10 protein-coding genes are annotated in these 18,359 nt (G+C 63.0%); 1 reads left to right on the top strand and 9 read right to left on the bottom strand.

The annotated features are described in order from the left end of the window. Positions 1 to 76: 76 nt before the first annotated feature. On the bottom strand, positions 77 to 2,101 hold the full coding sequence (gene rep, locus V8N38_RS00540) for a DNA helicase Rep (protein ID WP_004934177.1): 2,025 nt from the start codon (positions 2,099 to 2,101) through the stop codon (positions 77 to 79). A gap of 109 nt (positions 2,102 to 2,210) precedes the next feature. Between rep and ppiC the strand changes: the two genes are divergently transcribed. Beyond that, complete coding sequence (ppiC, locus tag V8N38_RS00535; protein WP_004934175.1) at positions 2,211 to 2,492, top strand: peptidylprolyl isomerase PpiC; 282 nt, start codon at positions 2,211 to 2,213, stop codon at positions 2,490 to 2,492. A gap of 24 nt (positions 2,493 to 2,516) precedes the next feature. Here ppiC and V8N38_RS00530 read toward each other — a convergent pair whose 3' ends face one another. The 8 genes from V8N38_RS00530 to bcsQ form a co-directional block, all read right to left on the bottom strand. Further along, entirely contained in the window at positions 2,517 to 4,019 is a 1,503-nt protein-coding gene (locus V8N38_RS00530) for a M16 family metallopeptidase (protein WP_142109119.1), read from the bottom strand. Positions 4,020 to 4,279: 260 nt separating this feature from the next. Further along, positions 4,280 to 5,566: a dicarboxylate/amino acid:cation symporter gene (locus tag V8N38_RS00525; protein WP_038874048.1), complete on the bottom strand. Its 1,287-nt coding sequence runs from the start codon at positions 5,564 to 5,566 to the stop codon at positions 4,280 to 4,282. Between the two features lie 273 nt (positions 5,567 to 5,839). Beyond that, entirely contained in the window at positions 5,840 to 7,846 is a 2,007-nt protein-coding gene (gene hmsP / locus V8N38_RS00520; protein ID WP_060424237.1) for a biofilm formation regulator HmsP, read from the bottom strand. 228 nt (positions 7,847 to 8,074) lie between these two features. After that, positions 8,075 to 11,548 (bottom strand): cellulose synthase complex outer membrane protein BcsC, encoded by a 3,474-nt coding sequence (bcsC, locus tag V8N38_RS00515; protein WP_147840541.1) that lies wholly within the window; start codon positions 11,546 to 11,548, stop codon positions 8,075 to 8,077. Further along, entirely contained in the window at positions 11,530 to 12,642 is a 1,113-nt protein-coding gene (gene bcsZ / locus V8N38_RS00510) for a cellulose synthase complex periplasmic endoglucanase BcsZ (protein ID WP_141957658.1), read from the bottom strand. Before bcsZ ends, bcsC begins: the two co-directional genes overlap by 19 nt. A gap of 5 nt (positions 12,643 to 12,647) precedes the next feature. Continuing rightward, entirely contained in the window at positions 12,648 to 14,954 is a 2,307-nt protein-coding gene (gene bcsB / locus V8N38_RS00505) for a cellulose biosynthesis cyclic di-GMP-binding regulatory protein BcsB (RefSeq protein ID WP_147840540.1), read from the bottom strand. A 62-nt stretch (positions 14,955 to 15,016) separates the two neighbouring features. Continuing rightward, positions 15,017 to 17,620, bottom strand: a complete 2,604-nt coding sequence (gene bcsA / locus V8N38_RS00500; protein ID WP_147840539.1) for a UDP-forming cellulose synthase catalytic subunit — start codon at positions 17,618 to 17,620, stop codon at positions 15,017 to 15,019. Beyond that, positions 17,617 to 18,357, bottom strand: coding sequence for a cellulose biosynthesis protein BcsQ (gene bcsQ, locus V8N38_RS00495; protein ID WP_060424245.1), 741 nt, complete (start codon positions 18,355 to 18,357; stop codon positions 17,617 to 17,619). Before bcsQ ends, bcsA begins: the two co-directional genes overlap by 4 nt. Positions 18,358 to 18,359: the final 2 nt, after the last annotated feature.

Raw genomic sequence — 18,359 nt, 5'->3', positions numbered from 1 at the left:
TGATTTTCGGCTGATAACCTCAAAGGAGGAAAAACCACGCTTTTTCCTCCTTTGTCAGTAATCTAGCCCTGTCTTTTTAATTCCCGCCTTTGGCCTTGGCCAGCTGGGCGCGGATATTGGCCAGATGGCTCTGCCCCTTCTGCATCCGCTCCTGCGGGCTCACCACTTTACGCTCGGTTTCCCACGCCAAATCGTCCTGCGGCAGTTCCAGCAGGAAGCGACTCGGCTCCGGCCGCACCAGTTCGCCGTACTGACGGCGCTCGCGGCACAGGGTGAAGATCAGCTCTTTTTGCGCGCGGGTGATCCCCACATAGGCCAGACGCCGCTCTTCATCGACATTGTCTTCATCGATGCTGCTCTGGTGCGGTAGCAGGCCCTCTTCCATGCCCACCAGGAATACGTAGGGGAACTCCAGCCCTTTGGAAGCGTGCAGCGTCATCAGCTGTACCTGATCCAGCTCTTCTTCGCTTTCACCGCGCTCCATCATGTCGCGCAGGGTGAAGCGCGTCACCACCTGGGTCAGCGTCATCGGCTCGTCCAGATCGTTGCCTTCCAGCATCTCGGTCATCCAGCCGAACAGCGTGTTGACGTTCTTCATCCGCATTTCGGCGGCCTTCGGGCTGGTCGAGGTTTCAAACAGCCAGCTCTCATAGTCCACGCCGCGGATCAGATCGCGCACCGCCGCCACCGGCTCACGTTCCGCCTGCTGGGCGATACCGCCGAGCCAGTGGGTAAAGCGCTGCAATGACTCCAGCCCGCGCCCGGTCAAGTGCTGGCTCAGCCCCAGATCGAAACTGGCGTGGAATAAACTCTTGTTGCGCTGGTTGGCCCATTCGCCGAGCTTCTGCAGCGTCGCCGGGCCGATCTCGCGCTTGGGGGTATTGACGATGCGCAGGAAGGCGCTGTCGTCCTCCGGGTTGGTCAGCACGCGCAGGTAGGCCAGCAGATCCTTGATCTCGGGGCGCGAGAAGAACGAGGTGCCGCCGGAAATCTTGTACGGGATGCGGTTCTGCATCAGCATCTTTTCAAACACCCGCGACTGGTGGTTGCCGCGGTACAGGATCGCATAGTCGCCGTAGTTGGTCTTTTTCACGAAGTGGTGGGCGATCAGCTCCCCCACCACCCGCTCGGCTTCGTGATCCTCGTTGTTGGCGGTCACCACTTTCAGCTCTTCACCATATCCCAGCTCGGAAAACAGCCGTTTTTCAAACACGTGCGGGTTATTGGCGATCAGAATGTTAGCCGCCTTCAGGATACGCTCGCTGGAACGGTAGTTTTGCTCCAGCTTGATCACCTGCAGCGCCGGGAAATCTTCCTTCAGCAGCACCAGGTTCTGCGGCCGCGCGCCGCGCCAGGAGTAGATCGACTGGTCGTCGTCACCCACCACGGTAAAGCGCGCGCGGTTGCCCACCAGCAGCTTAACCAGCTCGTACTGGCTGGTGTTGGTATCCTGGTACTCATCCACCAGCAGATAGCGAATACGCTGCTGCCAGCGTTCGCGCACCTCTTCGTTGCGTTGCAACAACAGCGTCGGCAACAGGATCAGGTCGTCGAAGTCCAGCACGTTGCACGCCCGCATATGGGCGTGGTACAGGCCGTAGCAGTGGGCGAACAGCTTGTCGCGCTCCGAGCGCGCCAGCTCCGCCGCCCGCTGGGGATCGATCAGGTCGTTTTTCCAGTTGGAGATGGTCGAGATCAGCTGCGCCACCAGCGTTTTGTCGCTTTCCAGCCACTTTTCGGTCAGCTCTTTCAACAGCGCCAGCTGATCCTGGTCATCGAACAGCGAGAAGTTGGACTTCATCCCCAACGCCACGTATTCCCGTTTGATGATCTCCAGCCCCAGGGTATGGAAGGTGGAAATCATCAGCCCGCGCGCCTCTTTACGCCCCAGGGTTTGCGACACGCGCTCTTTCATCTCGCGTGCGGCCTTGTTGGTAAAGGTCACGGCGGCGATGTGCCGCGCCTGATAGCCGCAGTGGTGGATCAGGTGGGCTATCTTGTTGGTGATAACGCGCGTCTTGCCGGAACCGGCACCGGCCAACACCAGGCAGGGCCCGGTAACGAATTCGACGGCTTGTTGTTGGCTGGGGTTTAATCGCATGGTGCTGGCTTGCTCGACTGTAAAACGTGGAAGGGAATTGTAGCAGAAAGCGCCGATGAGATTTAGCGGGTATAATCAGCGCAATTTTCGCATCGACAAAGGCATTACCATGGCAAAAACGGCGTGCGCCCTGCACATTCTGGTAGACAATGAAAAGCTGGCCAACGAGCTGCTGGCCAAGCTGAAGCGCGGCGTCAGCTTCGACACGCTGGCGCGCAAATACTCGAGCTGCCCGTCAAAACGCAACGGCGGCTCGCTGGGCGAATTCAACAAGGGCGCGATGGTGCCGGCGTTCGATAAAGCGGTGTTCAGCATCCCACTGCTCAAACCTTACGGCCCGGTCAAAACCCAGTTCGGTTACCACATCATCAAGGTGCTGTACCGCAACTGAGGGGGCCTGAGCCCCCTGCTGCGATTACTGCGCGCCGGCGTCCGTCGCTGGCGCAGCCACCGCGGTGTCGGCCGGTTTGGCTTCTTCCGTCACCACCGCCGGCGCCGGCATCATGATGCCGTTATAGGTTTCCTGCAGCTGCTTCATGCTCATTTCCGGCTCGCCCTTCGGCTGCATCAGCACCAGCGTCGCCTCCTGAGAAAGCTGCAGCTTCAGCGCCTGATTCAGCGTCTCCAGCGTCAGGCTGGACAGGAACTCCTGACGCAGCTTCTGATACAGCTCCGGCGCGATATCCACCACCCCGCTCTGCTGCGAACGCAGGCGCTGGCTCATCAGCACGTCGGTATCGGTACGGGCGTAGGTCGCGAACAGCTTGCTCAGCTGATCGTTTTTCTGCGCCAGCAATGCATCGAATTCCTCTTTGGACAGGCCGTTGTCACGCACGTTGGCCAGCTCGCGGGCGATAAAGCCCAGGCTGCCGTTCAGATTGTTGTTCGGCGTATCCAGATGGATGGCGCACTGCCCGCGCTGGTACTGCACGCGGCAGTCAAAGCCCAGATGCAGGTTCTTCTGGTCGCTTTTTTCCAGCGTCTGCTGGAGATGCCAGAACAGCGCCTCGCGAGCAAGATCGCCACGCCAGTAGCGGAGCAGGCTCTGCGAATCGCGAATCGGATGCCACGGCGAATCCCACATGATAGACAGCGTATCCTGCTTCACCTGCTCGCTGATCAGGCTTACCGGCTGCTGTGGCAGCGGCGTCAGCGTCGGCATCGGGGCCGGGGTTTCACGTTTGCCCTGCAGCGGCGAGAACGCCTTGTTGATCTGTTCGCCCAGGCTGCGGCTGTCCACCTTGCCGACCACGAACAGCGTCATGGCGTCCGGGGTATACCACTGTTGATAGAATTTCTTCAGCTGCTCGAGATTGACCGGCCGTTTCGCCGGCTGCGCCGGATCGTGCGCCAGCAGCGTCGAGCCTTTCAGGCGGTAACGCCACCAGGCGTCTTTGGTATTGGGCGGGAAAGTGCCGACCGGATTGATGCTGGAATTCATCACCGCGTGCACCGTATGCTCGTCGATCGCCAGTTTGCCGGTGGTGTCCGCCAGCCAGGCCAGCGCTTCTTTCAGCAGGTCGGGCCGGTTGTTCGGCAGGCTGAGGTTATACATGGTGAAATCATACGAGATGATCGCCGGCGGCAGCGGCCGCTCGTTATCCACGCTCTGTTGCCACAGGGCGCGCAGCTGCGGCGCGGTAAAGCTTTCGCTGCGCGCCAACGCCAGCCGCGGCAGCAGATGGGCGAAGCCGGTCTGCTGCGAAGACTCCACCAGGGAGCCGGTATTGACGATCAGCCGCAGTTCCACGCGGTCGCTTGGCCGCTGCGGCGTATCGAGAATCTGCCATGAAAACCCGTTGGCCAGCGACCCCTGCTGCCAGGCAGGATCGGGTTGTAGTGCTTCAGCCTGCACGCTGCTACTGGCGGCAGCCAATAGCAGCCCACCAACTATAAGATGAATTCTGGTGCCCTGCATGTGAACCCCTACTTAATGACTATCCAATTTCTTATGCAAATGCGTGTATTCCATTCAATGGAATCATAAAAATACGCCCTGAGTTTCACAGTGGGGCGGAAAGCAGAAAGTGTACCATCGTGTTAGACCGCGCGCCTTTGCGGATGTCACTCATTAGAGTGAAAAATAATAGATAGCGGGGTTTTTAATGCAAGAAATCGTTACGAGGCAGGGGTTTTCCCTCACCGGCCGCGGCTGCGGCCGGTGATTCGCCGCCAATATCAGGCGGAAGGCTGCGTTTTGTCCGCGCCGGCGTTTTTGTTGTTCAGCGTGTCTTTCAGCTGTTTCTCATCCAGTTGGTCGCACCACTTCGCCACCACCACGGTCGCCACCCCGTTGCCCACCAGGTTGGTCAGCGCGCGGGCTTCCGACATGAAGCGATCGATGCCGAGGATCAGCGCCAGGCCGGCCAACGGCAGATGGCCGACGGCGGAGATGGTGGCGGCCAGCACGATAAAGCCGCTGCCGGTCACGCCCGCCGCCCCTTTGGAGGAAAGCAGCAGCACCACCAGCAGAGTAACCTGATGCATGATGTCCATGTGGGTATTGGTCGCCTGCGCGATAAACACCGCGGCCATGGTCAGGTAGATAGACGTGCCGTCCAGGTTAAAGGAGTACCCGGTCGGGATCACCAGGCCCACCACCGATTTCTTGCAGCCCAGCTTCTCCATTTTATCCAGCATGCGCGGCAACGCGGACTCGGACGACGAGGTCCCCAGCACGATCAACAGTTCTTCTTTGATGTAGTTGACGAATTTGAAGATGCTGAAGCCGTTGGCGCGGGCGATGCTGCCCAACACCACCACCACGAACAGGATACAGGTAATGTAGAAGCACACGATCAGCTGGCCGAGTTGCACCAGGGTGCCGACGCCGTATTTACCGATGGTAAACGCCATGGCGCCGAAGGCCCCCAGCGGCGCCAGGCGCATGATCATGTTGATGATGCCGAAAATCACCCGCGAGAAGCTGTCGATCACGTTGAAGATCAGCTGCCCTTTCTCACCCAGACGATGCAGGGCGAAGCCGAACAGCACCGCGAACAGCAGCACCTGCAGAATGTTGCCGCTGGCGAACGCGCCGATCACGCTGCCGGGAATGATATCCAGCAGGAACGGAATGATGCCCTGCTGCTGCGCCTGCTCGGCGTAGACCGCTACCGCTTTGGCGTCCAGCGTGCCGGGATCGACGTTCATGCCAGCGCCCGGTTGCACCAGGTTGACGATCACCAGGCCGATAATCAGCGCGATGGTGCTGACGATTTCAAAATACAGCAGCGCGATGGCGCCGGTGCGGCCCACCGCCTTCATGCTTTCCATGCCGGCGATGCCGGTCACCACGGTGCAGAAGATCACCGGGGCGATAATCATCTTGATCAGTTTGACGAAGCCATCGCCCAGAGGTTTCATCTCGGCGCCGAGGTCAGGGTAGAAATGGCCAAGCAGGATACCCAGCGTGATCGCCGTCAGCACCTGAAAATAGAGGCTCTTAAAGATTGTTGTTTTCATATGAACGTCCTATGGGGGGAAGACACGCACCAGGCAGCAGTCTAAACATCCAGCCTGTTCATCGCTTGCGCGGAAAATAACACCCACTTAACAACATGGAAATAATTTGTTGCACCCGCCCCACGGGGTTGATGTGAATTTAAGAGCTGAAACGCGTCAGTCTGGGTGCAAAGCTGAAAATTGCGTAAGCCTTTGTTTGCACTAACTCAAAAGAGGTAGGGAGAGAATGGCGATTTTCGGACGGGGAAAAGTACCGGAAAGGTAACGCGACGCTCACGGCGCCGCGCGGCAAAACTCGGCTTCGAACGCTTCGCGCGGCAGCGGCCGGGCAAACAGGAATCCTTGCCCGCTGCGAATGCCGTGCTTCAGCAGCCAGTCGCGCTGCTCGGCGTTTTCCACGCCTTCGGCCATCACCGGCAACGCCAGCACTTCAGAGATCGAGCTGACGATGCGCACCATCGCATCGTCGGCCGGCAGCCCCTGAATGAAACTGCGGTCGATTTTAATCAGGTCAATCGGCAGGGATTTCAAGCGGTTCAGGTACTCCAGGCTGGAGTAGCCCATCCCGAAGTCGTCCAGCGCGATCGACAATCCCAGATCGTGCAGCTCACGCAGCAGCGCCAGCGCACGGTCGAGATCGTCGATGCGTACCGTCTCGGTGATCTCCAGCAGCAGCTTGCGCGGATCGATCCGATACTGCGCCAGCAGGTTTTTCAGATGCGGAACGAACGCCTCATCCTGCATCTGAATACCGGAAACGTTGACCGCCAGCGGCAGCTCAATGCCGCGTTGCTGCCAGTCCGCCAGGATACGGCAGGACTCTTCCAGCACCCAGTTGCCGAGGGGCACGATCACGCCCAGCTCTTCCGCGAGCGGGATAACGTCGGCCGGCAGGGTATAGCTGCCGTCATACTGCTGCCAACGCAGCAACGCTTCGGCGCCGATCACCTCGTTGGACTGCATGTCGATCTGCGGCTGCAGGAACAGCGTAAAATGCCGCTGTTCGATGCCGTGCAAGATCTCGCTCTCCTGCGTCAACCGCTTCTGCGTGCGTTCCGTCAGGCTGGGTTCGAAGAACAGGATCTGATTTTTTCCTTCGCGGTGCGCGGACATCATCGCCGAGGTGGCGCTGCGCAGCAGCTGTTCCGCACTTTCCCCCTGATTAAGGTAGTGCGCGATGCCGATGCTGGCGTTGGGCCGCAGCGCCAAGCCTTCCAGCGTCAACGGCGCGTTGATCTCCGCCATGATGCGCCGTGCCAGCTGCATGGCGTGGAACGGCCGCTCGATGCCCTTGGCCAGGATGGCGAATTCGGTATTGCTCAGCTGCGCCAGCACGCCGTTTTCGTCGATGCAGCCGCGCAGCTTCTTCGCCAGCGCCAACAGCAACGCTTCACGCATCGCCGGGCTCATCACGCCCGAGGCCTCATGCAGCGTCTCGATGCCGATCACCAGCAGGTTAAAACGCTCGGGGCGCAGGCTGGAAGCGATATGCTGTTCCAGCAACGCGTTCAGCAACGCCGGATTCGGCAGTTCGGTCACCGGATGGCGGGTGCTGAGGCGGCTCATGTCGGCATGCGCCTTGGCCAGCGTCTGTTGATTGCGGTTGTAGTTGCGCACCAACAGGCCGAGCTCGTCGTCCTGGTGCAGCGCCGGCAGCATCAGCTGGTGATAGGGCGCTTCGTCCTGCGAGATGTTTTCCAGCTCCTTGGCCATCGCGCGCAGCGGATGCACCATCAGCCGGTTCATGCACCAGGTGATGGCCACCGACAGGATCAGCGCCAGCAGCAGGTAGGTCGACAACATGGTCGACAAAATACTGAGGATAAACTGGTACATGCGGAACGAGTCGGCCTGCAGCACCAGATAGGCCAGCGGCTGCTGGTTAGCCGGCACCCGCTCCAGCGAATAGAGCGGTACGGAAATTTGGATCGGCAGTTCAAACAGCCGGGCGATCAGCGTCGGCACCGGCCTCTCAGGCGGGAAATTGGCGTGCAGCGCCTGAAACTCGTTCGGCAAGACGATATCCGCCCGGCTCAAAATGCCGACCGGCAGCAGCGTATTCAGCACCTTTTTGGCTTCCGGCACGTCCATGCGCAGCACCGCTTCCGCCAACGGCTGGCGCACGGAATGAGCGATATTCTCCAGTTGCTGGGCGTAGTCATCCCTGCGCTGCTGCACAAAGTGGAATAACTGGATCACGATAAAGATACAGATCGTGACCAGTGCCACGCCGGACACCGTCGCCATCTGCTTAATCGTTAACGAACGCCTGACCCGCAAACCTGCTCTCCGTGAAATCGGGCTGAAACAAAAAGGGGGCTGACTCTCACCCGCCCCCTCGAACCGGGCTGAGTATACTCGATCATCGGCTGTTTTAATCTGGCTATGCCGCAGGCAAAGCCAAGAAAATCGCGGGTTTCAGTCTTTTCCTAAAGCGAACAAACGCGACCCGGACACAGGGTAACAAAACTCCCCGGTGTCCGACACTCCGAATCTTTCCCCTCCCGGTTACTTGAAGTCGGCGTAAGGCGTCAGCGGTTGCGGCGGCAAATCGAGATCTCCCTGCCAGCCGGCCAGGGAATAACGCAGATAAATCAACGCGTGGCTCGGCGTATAGTCCTTCGCCTGCTGAATGTCGATGCCGGCGCCGAGCGTCCAGTGCGAACTGAGGCGGCGTTCGACGATCGCCCGCAGCGTATAACCGACGCCGCTCGAGGCGCTGCCGTCCTCGACGGCGAACTTATCGGGCAGTGAATCCGGGATCAGCCCCTGCAGCGGATAGCGGCGCTGGCTATCGGTTTTCGAATGGGACATCGAAACCGAACCGCCCAGCTCCCACGACCAGTTCTCGGTGCGCTGGCGATAGTTGACCGGCAGCGACAGCGACAGATATTGCTGCGGGCTGTAATAGCCGCCCTGCCCCAGCGAGTAGCCGCTCAAATCCTTCTGGTAGTGCCACAGCATGGTATTGAGCCCGACGCTCAGACGGCGATTGTCTTCGTTGATCAGCTTGTAGTAGTAGCCGGCCATCAACCGCTGCCGCTGGTTGTCCGCCACGTTCTTGCCGGTAATCTGGTGCGCGCTGAGATCGGCCCACACGCCGTTCGCCTCGCCGCGATCGTAGCTCGCGCTCAGGCTGACGCCGGTGGCGCGCACGCCGCCCCAGGTGGTGCCGGTGTTCGGATCTTTGGCACCGCCGAACGCCAGCAGCGAGCTGGAGATCGGCCGCCGCGAGGCCGCCAGCGTCCAACCGATGTGGTTCCAGTCGCCGCTGTAGGCCAGGCCGCCGGTCCAGTCGACCACCTCAAAGCCCATCGGCGTCGTGCCGATGTCGGCGGCCCAGCGGTCGTTTTTCCAGCCGGCCGCCACGCTGGTGCCGGTGGTTTTCTGGTGTTCATCGCCGCGGCACCCTTGCGTATTGCAGGTGCCGAAGGTCTCGTAGTACTTGCCGCTGCCGTCGGTCGAGAAGCGGCCGGCGTCCAGCTGCACGGTGTCGGTGCGCAAGAAGGCGCGCCCGTCATACAGCGGCATGTCCACCTGCAGCATGGTGTCGTGCGCGTTGAAGTCGGAAATGCCGCCGGTGCCGCTCGAGCGCCAGTAATCGTGATCGAGCGTGACGTTCACGTCTTGCTGCCGATACAGATCCGCGGCGTCGGAACGGATGCCGCGTTTCAGCCAGTCGTCGCTCGGGTTATTGCGCGTCAAATAGGTGTAGCTGTCATTGTCCTGCGGCAGCGTCGGCGTGATGCCGCCGGCCACCATCGCCTGGCGGTAGTCCTGCTGCGCCCGCTCCGGCTGCCGCTGCGCCCGTTCCAGACGGGCGGCGTCGCGGTAGATCAGCGCCTTGGTCTGCCCCACGGGCTCCGAGGCCGCCGCCGTTTTCAGCCGGTTGAAGAGCGCGTCGGCCTGCTGCGGATCGCCGACCGCACTCCAGGCGTTGGCCACCCGCCGTTGGCTATTGAGCGAAGCGTCTTGCGGCTGCGGTTCGGTTTTCAGCCGCTGGCGCGCCGCGTCCAAATCCCCTTGCGCGACATAGGCTTCGATCTCGCCCAGTTGCGCATCCGGGTTGTTCGGTTCGCGCCGTTTCACCCGCTGATAATCCTCCAGCGCCGCCGCATACTCCCCGCGCGCCAGCGCCCAGTCGGCCAGCAGCAAATCGATGCGGGTGTCCGCCGGCTGCCGGCGCAGATAGGCTTCCGCCGCCGGTTCGTCGCCGGCCGCCCGCAGCCGTTCGGCCTGCGCGATCACCGCCTGCATTTTCAGCCGCTGCGCCAGTTCGCGCATGTTGTCGTTCCACTGCGCCACAGGCAGCGTATTGAGCTGCGCCAGCGCCTGGTCGTCGCGATCGCTGCCGGAAAGGTAGAGCGCATAGGCATAGGCCAACTGCGGATTGACGCGCTGACGCTGCGCCAGCTGCCGGAACAGAGCGTCCGCCTGCTGCGGCTGCCCGGCCTGACGCAGCGCCTGCGCGTAACGATAGGTCAGCCAGACATCGTCGGGATCCATCGGCTGAGCGCGGCGATAGATTTCCGCCGCCTGCTGCCACTGCTGCTGCGCCGCCAGCGCCTCCGCCTGCTGTTTCAACATATCGAGCCGCAGCCCGTCGAGGGTGCTACGCAGCTTGGCCTGTTGGCTGCGCGGCAGGCCGTTGAGGTAGGCCAGCGCTTTTTCCGGCGACTGCCGTTGATAGAGATTCACCAGGCCGCGCAGCGCGCTGCCGTTGCCGGGGTCGCGCCGCAGCGCCTGCTGATAAAATCCTTCCGCCGCGGCGTCATCCTTGCTCGCCACCGCCACATCGCCCAGGCCGATAAACGCATCGCCGTCGCTGTCGTCGAGCTGGCGCGCCTGCTGGTATTTCTGCCTGGCCAGCGCGAGATTGCCGGCCTTCAGCGCCTTGTCGCCTTCGTCGATCGCCAGCCAGTAGCCGGTGCTCTTGATCAGGCTTTGCCACTTGCCGCTGTCGTAGCCGTTCTTGTCGGCGGCCAGCGCCTGGCGGAACAGTTTCAGCGCCTGCGGGCGGTTGCCGGCGCGCGAATAGGCCTGGCCGAGCGCGCCCAGCACCTCGGCGTCGTTCGGCGCCGCCGCCAACGCCTTTTGCAACTCCGGAATGGCCGCCCGGCTGCCGCCTTTATCCACCTGTGCCAGGCCGCGTACCCGTGCCTGATACGCCGGATCGGCCAACAGTTTCTGCTGTCTGGCCAGCTCTTCGCGGGCGCTGGTCGCCTGATCGCCGGTGTCGAACACGCCGAGGAAGCGGTTGAGCGCCGCCACGCTTTGCGCGCTGACCGGCATCGCTTTGACCTTGTCCAGCCACAGATCGGCGGCATCGCCGCGCCCGGCCGGATCGGCGGCGATCTTCTGCAGCAGCTCATAGGCCTGCGCGTCCTGGTTCTGACTGAACAGCATGCGCGCCAGCGACATACGCAGCGCCACGTTGCCGGAATATTGCTGATCCAGCGCCTGCAGCTGCTTCAACGCCTTCGCCTCCTGCCCCGGCAAACGCGCCACCAGTCGCCAATATTCCACCGCCAGATCGAGCGTCGGCGGCTCGCCGTGGAACAGCGCATCGTACTGCGCCTTGGCCTCCGGCAACCGACCGGCAGTCGCCATCAGGCGGGCCTGCTGCAGCTTTTGCCGGGTTTCCGGCTGCGTCAGCAGCATGTTCATTTGCGCCTGGCGATAGGCGCTGGACTGCGGCGCGAGGGTTTTCAGCTTGTCCAACTGCTGCTGCGCCAGCGCCATGTTGCCCTGCCGCAGCGCCAAACGCATGCGCGCGGCGATCACGTCCGGGTTGTTCGGATCCATCAGCTCGAGCCGGTACAGCGACTGGCGCACCAGATCGTCCTTGTTGCCGGCCTCGCCAATACGCACCTGCTCCAGCAGCCACTGCTCCGGGGCCACGGCCTCCGCGGCGCGTGCCTGTGGCAACATCGCCAGGCTCAGCGGAATCAAATTCAGCCAGTTTATTTTGAAGTTGTGCATTGGCCGTCCCACGAGGGTTGCAATTCACCCTGACGATTAAAGCGATAACGTTGTTGATCCCACCCCTGACCGAACAGCGTCAGCGAGGCGCTGAAATAGGCGTCGTCACCCGGCGGATGTTCGCTGATGCGTTGCCGCTGTGTCGTCAGCGCCTCGGCCTGCGTCGCCAACATCGGCAGCATCGAGGCAGAAAAGCCGATCGGGCCGGTGCCGGTGGTTTTGCCGCTGGCGGTATCGGTTTTTTCCGGCGGCACGCCCTGTTTGGCGGTGAGATGCGCCATCGGCTGGAAGCGTTCGAGCAGCGCCGCCTTGTGCTCATCGTCGTCCGCCAGCATGCCGGCCCACAGATAGACCCGAATGGCGTCGTAGCTGCCGACGTTCGGCTTGACGGTATCCGGCTGCCAGCCGGCACCGACCCGCCACACCACCCAGTCCGGTGAGAAGCCGTGCGGCGCGGTGTCCAGCCACAGCCGCTGATTGACCTGGCGCATCGCGCGCCACGGGCCGTTCAGCGCCGCAAAACGCGCCAGCAGCTGCGGCGGCAGGTAGCTGGGGTTCAGCCGCCAGCGATCTTCCGCCACGAACCCGACTTTGCCCGGCAACAGCATCAGGCCCAGGCCGGGAATGTCGGCCACTTCCTCGCGGCCGATGCGTTGCAGCAGCAGCGTCCCCAGGGTTTGATAACGCCGGCTTTTCCACAGGCGGCCGGCTTCGAGCAGGTTGTAAGCTATCCACAGATCGGCATCCGACGCTGAGTTGGCGTCCAGCACCTTCCACTGCTTGTCGTCGCTCTCGCCCCACAGCCAGGCGGGCAAACGGGCGCTGAGATCGCCCGCCGCCAGGTTGTTCTCCGTCCAGGCCAGCAGCCGATCGAAAGTCGGCCGGTCGTTGGCCACCAGGGCGAAGAACAGGCCGTAACTCTGTCCCTCTGAGGTGGTGATTTTGTTCGGGCTGCTCGGATCGATCACCCGCCCCTGCGGGCTGATGTAGTACTGCTTGTACTGTTGCCAGCCCGGCCACTCGCAGGCCGCCGCCGCGCTGAACGCGCACAGCAGCAGCATGCCGAGCGACAGGCGTTGCAGCATCGCGCTCACCGCCGTCAATCCCGATCTTCAGGCGCCAGACGACGCCGGCTGAAGGCCTTCAGGCCGCGCCACAGCATCAGCCCCAGGATCACCACCAGCACTACCGCGATCACCGCCAGCAGCACCGGATGGGTGGACAGGGCATACCACAGCCGCTCCCACCACGGCAGGTGGCCGACATAGTAAATATCGCCGACGCGCAGGCTATTGACCCCCGATTCGCGGATCACCGCCACCGAGCCGAACACAGCGGCGCGCTTGCCGCTGTCCAGCAGGGCATCGTTCAGCAGCTCATAGCCGCGCGGGCTGTCCGCCAGCAGCGCCACGATGCCGCGCTGGTCGTTGAACGGCGACTGCACGCCGATGATCGCCGACATCGCCCCCTCGGAGCTGACGCTGGTCTTGCTGTCCGGTTTGGTATCTTCCGCCAGCACTTCCGCGCTGGGCAGCGGCGGCTGCCGCGTCGGCTGTTTCACCCAGCTTTGGGTCGCGTCCACCAGCAGGCTGATTTTCTTGTCGTCGCGCAGCTCCGGCGGGATGGTGCCGACCATCAGGATATCGTCGTCGCGATCCTTGGCCTGCGACCAGTCGTCGCTGAGCGTGAAGGCCAGCGCCGGGTAGCCGGTTTGCGCGCCGATCACCCCCAGCGCGTTCAGCAGCGCGCTGACCTGCGCCGGCTGCGGTTTCTGGTTCACCAACACCAGCGTTTGCGACAGATCCGCCAGGCGGCTGAACGGGAAGCCGGCGTTGGCGAAGGCGCGCAGGTCCGGCATCGCCATAAAGTGGCGGTAGCCGGAGAAATCGATGGTGGACGCGCCGTCGATCACCGCGTGGTTTTGCGTGAAGGAGTAGGTTTCGCAGCGCCCTTCCGCGCCGCTGGCCAGCAGCGTGGTGTAATCGAAGTCAAAACGCAGCTGGTTGGTGGCGCCCAGCCGCAACGCCGGAATACTGACGTTCTTGTCGGAGTCGAGCAGCCCCTGCGTCAGCGGCAGGCGCAGCAGCTGTGCGCCCTGTTCGTGTTCCGGCACCAGCGAGTAAGCCTGCACGAACTGGTTGTTCAGACTGACGCTCAGCCGCGAACCGTCCTGAATGCGCGGCGCGGTATAACGGTATTTCAGGTGCATGTCGATGCCGGTGCTGCGGATCAGGAACAGATCCGGCGGCAGGTTCATGGTCAGCGAGATCGGGCCGGGTTCGATGCCGCTGGTTTGCAGCTGCTCGGCGTATTGCTGCAGCTCGGCGAAGGTCATCGGCCGATCGGTGCGCACCCAGTTCGGCGCGTCGTAAGGCTGACGCGGCGCGAGCTGTTCCACCTTGTCCACCGTCACGTTCTGGCCGCGGAACAGGATGTTGCCCTGCGCGATGCCCTTCACCGCGGTGATCAAATCGCTGTCGTCACGCCCCTGAATCAGCAGCAGTTTAACGTACGGGTTATCGGGGTGGCTGATCATCTCCACCGTCGGGCCGTTGACCGCCGGATAATCGCGCAGGAAATCCGGGCGCTGCTGGTTGGTGGCGAACACCACCGCGTGCTGCGTCGGCAGCGCGTTGTACAGCGCCGGGAAGGATTGCCCGCGCCACTGCGCCTTGCTGCCGAACCAGGAAGCCAGAATGCCCGCCGCGCGCTGCTGGGCGAGATCAGGCTGGCCGGCGAACACCATCGGCAGCGTCAGCGGCCGATTATCGCGGCTGTCGAAGAACGGCTCAGGGAAGTGCGACAGCTCGTTTTTCACCGGCAGCGTCTGGAAACGCAGCTTCAACGCGCTCGATTTGCTGACGTCGAGCCACAGCGAAGTGCTGGCCGGGTTTTCGCAGATGTTCTGATAATGGCCGACGAACACCAGCCGGACGCGGTTAAAATCGGTGATATAGCGCGGATCGATCGCCATCTGGATGCGATTGGGCTTGCCCAGCTGCTCCTTGGCGATCGTGGTCACCCCCATCAGCTCGTCGTTCAGGTAGACCTTGACGTGCGACTCCACCGGGATCAGCGCCGGCGACGGCGTAAACTCCATATCGAGCATCGCCTGCGAGACCACCTCATCGCTGCGCACGCTGAATTCGATCTGCCCGTCCGGCCGGGTGCCGCGCAAAACAAAGGTGCCCGGCGGCGGCGCTATCTGCGCAAACGGCAGCGACACGTCGCGCACCGGCGCATTCGGATCCTGCGGCGCGGCGGCCGGCGGTGGCGCGGTCGCCGTATCGGCCGCCGCGGCGATCGGCGGCTGGGCCGACACGGTCGGCGCGGTGGCGGTTTCGGCCTGCGACAGGGTGCTGATGCCTAAGGCCAGAGCAGTTAACCAGGTTATTTTTCTCGTCATCGTATCATCATCAATGTTGGAGCCTGTTCACCGGGCGAGTGAGCGGGCGGTTGAACTCGCAGCTAACCCACTGTTTCTTGTTGACCCAAGGTCGGATCCCTGCCGACGCCGCGCGGAATAAACGACACTACCCAGGCGGTCAGCGACGTGACCCCGACCAGCAGACCGCGCACCAGCGGCGGCGCATAGTCCGCCATGCGCACATACCCCCGGAAGCCCAGCGCCAGCACGTCGCGCAGGCTTTCGATCGGCCGGTCTTCAGGGAACCCGTCCTGCCATAGCGCCCAGGTATCGGCGCGGGCGAAGGTGCACTGAATGAAATCGATGTGTTCACGGGTGGAGAGGTCGGCCAGGCGCACCCCCACCTTGTTGCCGAAGGCGCGCGTCACCACGCAGGGGAAGCTGTACTCCTGCTGGCCGCGCTTGAGCAGCAGCGAGGCTTTGTCGCCGTCTTTCAACGCGTTTTCCACCCGCATCTCAATGCCCACGCCGCCGTCGGAGTAATCGCGCAGCGTGCAGGGATACAGATGGCCGTCGGCGCGCGCGATCGCCGCCGGCATGGCGATTTCCACGCGGTGCGCCTGACGCACCTGCTTGGCCTCCACCGCCACCGCCACCGCGCCGCCGAGAATCGTCATGTTGTACAGCACCCATACCAGGCTGATGATCACCGTCATCACCTCGTCCGTCGGGCCATAGGCCAACCGCCAGACGCCGAACGCCAGCCCGGCCAGGTTCAGGATCACCAGGAACATGTAAGGCCGGGTGATCACCCAGTCGACGTGCTCCTCCTCCACCAGCCCGCCCTTGGCGGTGACGTTGAATTTGCCCTTGTGCGGATTGAACAGCGCCACCGTCGTCGGCCGCGCGATATACCAGGCCAGCACGGTTTCATAGATTTCGCTCCAGAACGAATGGCGGTATTTCCCCTGGATACGTGAGTTGGTCAGGCTGGCGTGGATCATGTGCGGCAGCACATAAAGCGCGATCGCCAGCGCCGGTGCGAAGATGATGTAGGCATGCAGCAGCAAAAACGCCAGCGGCGCGGTGAGGAAGATCAGCCGCGGAATGCCCGACAGGAAGTGCAGCATGGCGTTGGCGTAGCACAGGCGCTGCGCCAGTTTCAGCCCCTTGCCCAACAGCGGGTTGTCCAGCCGGAAGATCTGCACCATGCCGCGCGCCCAGCGAATGCGCTGGCCGATGTGCGCCGACAGGCTCTCGGTCGCCAGCCCGGCGGCCTGCGGAATGCGGATGTAGGCCGAGGTGTGCCCGCGCCGGTGCAAGCGCAGCGAGGTGTGGGCGTCTTCGGTGACGGTTTCCACCGCAATGCCGCCGATCTCGTCCAGCGCGCTGCGGCGCAGGATGGCGCAAGAGCCGCAGAAGAAGGTGGCGTCCCACATGTCGTTGCCGTCCTGCACCAGCCCGTAGAACAAGGTGCCCTCGTTGGGCGTCTGGCGGAAGCGCCCGAGGTTGCGCTCGAACGGATCCGGCGAGAAGAAGTGGTGCGGGGTTTGCAGCATCGCCAGCTTTTTGTCTTTGAAGAACCAGCCCATGGTCAGCTGCAGGAAGGAGCGCGTCGGCACGTGGTCGCAGTCGAAAATCGCCACGAACTCGCCGGTGGCCTGCTTCAGCGCATTGTTGATGTTGCCGGCCTTGGCGTGTTCGTGGGTCGGCCTGGCGATGTATTTCACCCCCACTTCGTCAGCGAACGCCCGGAATTCGGGACGGTTGCCGTCATCGAGGATATAGATGTTCACCTTCTCTTTCGGCCAGTCGATGCCCAGCGCCGCGTAGATGGTGGGCTTCACCACCCCGAGATCTTCGTTGTAAGTCGGCACCATCAGATCGATAGTCGGCCAGGTGGCGCTATCGGCGGGCAACGGCACCGGCTGCCGGTTAAGCGGCCAGACGGTCTGGAAATAGCCCAGCACCAGCACCACCCAGGCGTAGGTTTCCGCCACCAGCAGCAACAGGCCGCACACCAGGCTGAGCGGATCGTCCCAGTTCAGCGTGGCGGTATAGCGCCACCACAGGTAGCGACAGGATACGGTCAGCGACAGCACGATCAGCATCAACCCCGGCAGGCGCCCCGGCACCCGGCGCACCACCATCGCGATCCCCCACAGCAGCAGGACGAACACGAACTGCGCCGGCAGATCGAACGGTTGCGAGATGCACAGCATGGCGAGGATCGCCGCCAGCACGCTGACCAGAATAAACAGCGCGCGCCGCATGCCGCGGCTCATGCGGCCGAGGCGCTCCACCGAACGCTGCTCCACGCCGGCGTTCTTCAGCCGCTGCGGCAGGCCCTGCAGCCAGTCGGCACAGCGCTGCTGCAGGCGGCGCCAACCGGCGAAATAGTCGCGCTGCACCGGCGCGCGGCCGCTGCGAAACAGCAGCAGCCACAGCCCCTGCAGCAGATAACGCAGCGCATCCGCCGGGCGCGGGCGGTCGGCGGAGAGATGCGGGAACCAATAAGCGCGGCCGGCGCGCACGCGCTGCCAGGCCGGCGATTCGAAGCGCAGCAGCAGCCAGCCCAACGCCACCAGCAGCGTGGCGAAAAAGGCGGTTAGCGCCGACGCGCCGTTGCGCCGATAGCCGCGGTAGCGCGTCTGCACCGCCTGACGCACCGGCGGCACCAGCAGTAGGCTCAGCACCCGGCTCATGGCGCAACGCCCCGCTTGAGGTTGATCAGGCACCAGTTGGCCAGCGTCAGCACTTCATCCGCCGCCAGACTCTCGGGGCGGTACTCGCCCAACGGCTGCTTGACCGCCAGCGCTTCCGCCAACGCTTCGTCGCGATGGATCACCACCGGCAACAGGCCGCTCAGCGTTTGCAGCCACAGCTGATGCAGATCCTGCTGCAGCTGGCTGGCGGAGGAGTAGTGATTGACCAAGAAACGGCAGTCGTTCGGCAGCGTCTGCTGATGGAGCCGTACCTGGCAGTTGGCGTCGGGGTTCAACAGCACGAACACGCTGTCGGCAAGCTGCAGCGCCTGCTGCGCCAGCACGCCGTCCCCGACCGGAACATCCAGCAGGATCCAGCGCAGCGGATCGCCGGCGATCAGCTGGCGCACATTGTCGCGCCAGCGTTCCGGCTGTTGCTGACACTGGCGCTGCACTTCCAGCCGTTCCGCTGCATTCAGGCGGCCAAAGGGCAGAAAGTTGAGGTTTTCACAGTAACGCAGCGCCCCTTCCTGCCAGCGCCCGCCGTCCCGCTCCGCGCGGGCCCAGCCACGCGCCAGCTCGAACGGCGTGTTGAAATGCAGGCGCAGCAGATTGTCCGGCGTGAAATCGATCGCCAACACCGATTCGCCCAGCTGCTGCAACGCCCAGGCGAGCGCCGCCGTGACCGACGTCGTCCCCATTCCACCCCGCAACCCTTGCAGCGCGATCACCGGCATAG

This window comes from Serratia nevei, assembly GCF_037948395.1.
Classification (GTDB): Bacteria; Pseudomonadota; Gammaproteobacteria; order Enterobacterales; family Enterobacteriaceae; genus Serratia; species Serratia nevei.
This window is presented reverse-complemented; position numbering and strand designations above follow the sequence as displayed.